The 2550-nt window shown below is 33.7% G+C and carries 3 protein-coding genes; all 3 read right to left on the reverse strand.

Translation table 11 applies throughout. From position 1 onward, the window contains the following. Nucleotides 1–618: 618 nt before the first annotated feature. A complete protein-coding gene (locus N7Z68_RS24070) occupies nt 619–915 on the reverse strand; it encodes a DUF4176 domain-containing protein (RefSeq protein ID WP_275120945.1) in 297 nt (98 codons plus the stop codon). A gap of 49 nt (nt 916–964) precedes the next feature. Beyond that, a complete protein-coding gene (locus N7Z68_RS24075) occupies nt 965–1498 on the reverse strand; it encodes a hypothetical protein (RefSeq protein ID WP_275120946.1) in 534 nt (177 codons plus the stop codon). Between the two features lie 26 nt (nt 1499–1524). Next, on the reverse strand, nt 1525–2550 hold a 1026-nt coding region (locus tag N7Z68_RS24080), incomplete at its 5' end, for a hypothetical protein (RefSeq protein WP_275120947.1).

Genomic DNA, 2550 nt, shown 5'->3' on the forward strand with positions numbered 1-2550 from the left:
ATATAATTTTGCCTGATCTGCTGTTTTACCAGAAAAAGAACTCATGTTGCACATGTCTTCTATGTTTTGTTCTACTTTTAAAAGGCTGACTCTTATATCTTCTGAATTTGCTTTAAATTCATCGGAGTAGTCTATTACTTCTGACAGGTCTACTTTTTGTCCCATGTAAACTCCCTCTCTTTCCTTTAAAAGTAGTTAAAATTGTAAGCTGAAAATCGCTTTTCCTCTTGAAACGCTTATCTTTTTAATCAATGATAAATACAATCACTCCGACAATCTCAAATAGGACTTTGTCTTCCAGATGTTGATGTCACTCTTAAACAACAAAATCGGTTTCAAAAAATTTATTTATCGCATAATTGACTCATTTTTTATCTATACGTACACAACAAGGTTGAACACCCAAACGATTGCCCATCCTTACTGTCATTTACGCTTCTTTAGTTTGTAATATCCATAAACTTATACTAAATAGTTCATGAATAAACTGTATATCTTCATAAATCAATCCGAACATCGGTGATAATCTAGCTTGCGTCATAATATCTTAAATGTCATATATTAGCTCGCTCCCCGAAAATACAAAACAAATTCAGCATTTTATAAACCTTGAAAGAATTAGTAATCCTCCACTTTAAATTTTGGATATTTCGTATTCTTTATCTTTTCTTCGTACTGTTCCTGGAATAACTCTTCTTGTTCATCTACATACCCTTTAAAGTAGATTTCCTCAATATTTTCATGATTAAAGAAATATACTCGTTCCTCGACTTTTCCAGCAGGGTAGATACAAGCTGAATAATCAAAGTAACCTATTTCACCATTTTGGTTATATAGTGGTGCTCTATTTAAAACCATTAGCTTTACGTCTCCATTTTTTAGCTTTACTACACTTCCGATTGGTAATACTTCCATCTAACCACTCCTCTACGTTATTTTTCTCTACCACCTATTTTTTCCTGTTTTATTCTAAGCCCTTTTTGTATATCTGAAATCGTGCTATTGAAAAATTACTCCCTAATATACCAATTGCAATGAAAAGCAAAAAGAAAAATAATAATAAAATTAGCAGATTGTTTATCAAAAATATTATTAGACACACAAATGAACCCAATAATAAAACGACCATGAGCATTATTTCAAATTTAAATTTCTTTCTACCTTTCTCTATATACTCCTTAAGCATCTCATTAGTAGGATATATTTCTTTTATCTCACTCGCTGATTTACTATGAATGAATACACCAATTAAAATACTAAAAATAGCACCAAATATAACTATGGCTAACATAAAAATAGGATTATCTACTGAAATGGTAAAACTTTGTAGACTGCGTAATATTACCAAAGCTCCTAAGAAATACGACCAATACAAAATTTGACTATACTCTTTATGATATATTTTATAAGTTCTCTTCGTTTGTCCGTCAAGAAGCAATGTGTATCCCATACTTCCTTTTTCTTTATTAGCATAAATAACGATATTCTTTTTGTTCACAATAATCACCTCATAAACTAGTGGTGCTATTCAAATACTGAACCCAATCCATTAAAAAGACCAGAAACAGCTTCACCAATATTTTTTCCAGTTTCACTTAATGTATGGACAACTGACCCACCTATATTTTGTATACTCTTGACAATATCGTCTTTATTGTCATAAACCCAATCAAATGCGAATGCTCCTACCGTACCAACTACTCCTCCTACTATAAAGCCAACTGCCGTTCCACCAATGGGCACTGCTGACCCAATTATAGCTCCCACTTTAGCACCTGCTAAACCAGCTGCTAAATGTCCACCTGCTTTAATTGTCGCATCCATTACTTCTTCCCCTTGATATACCATAATACTAAAGTCTATAGCAGATGCTACAATAGGGACCCCATACCTTGCTCCTGTTCTAACAGTTTGAGACGTAATAGAAGGAGGTTCTGCCATTGTAATAACATTTCCAGAAATAGGTGCAGCAACCAACGCGCGATTCATAAAGAAAGTTGTATTTTTTTTAATCCAGGTATTCACTGCTGAAGCTATAGGTTTAGCAACTTCTTCAGTTATAGCATTTCTCATAAAACCCGCACCTGTATTGATGACCCCTGATACAATTGAATCATATACAGACTTATCGATTTCACCATTTTCATAGTCTTCTTTTGCTTTTTCATATATTACTCTTGATTCTTCATCAAGGTCTTCAATTTGCTCTTGTCTTATTTGTTGGTTTGCCTGATTATATTCTTTTAAATTCACCAAAGCAATGGCTGTCGCATTACCTTTGTAATCCGTAAATCTAGTACTACCACTTACAGCACCCGCATGATTTAACGTTGTTTTGATTTCTTGTAATAGGCTCTCTATTTGCGAAGTGCTACTTCGACCTATGCTTGTGAAAGAATTTAAATGGTCCAGTAAATTCTCAGCTACATTAACCCCCGTATCATTATCATTCCTAACGAAACCGAAAGAGGGAGTTGTGGCACTGCTAATATCTGAAACACTGCGAATGGTGTTATTCACTGTTTCATGCTGTACTTCTAGTGCTTCATA

Source organism: Alkalihalobacterium chitinilyticum, from assembly GCF_029028005.1.
Lineage (GTDB): Bacteria > Bacillota > Bacilli > Bacillales > Bacillaceae_F > Alkalihalobacterium > Alkalihalobacterium chitinilyticum.

Bases quoted from the DNA above. Each gene is read 5' to 3' on its own strand.
- N7Z68_RS24070 (WP_275120945.1), bottom strand. From the start codon at position 915: ATGGAAGTATTACCAATCGGAAGTGTAGTAAAGCTAAAAAATGGAGAC.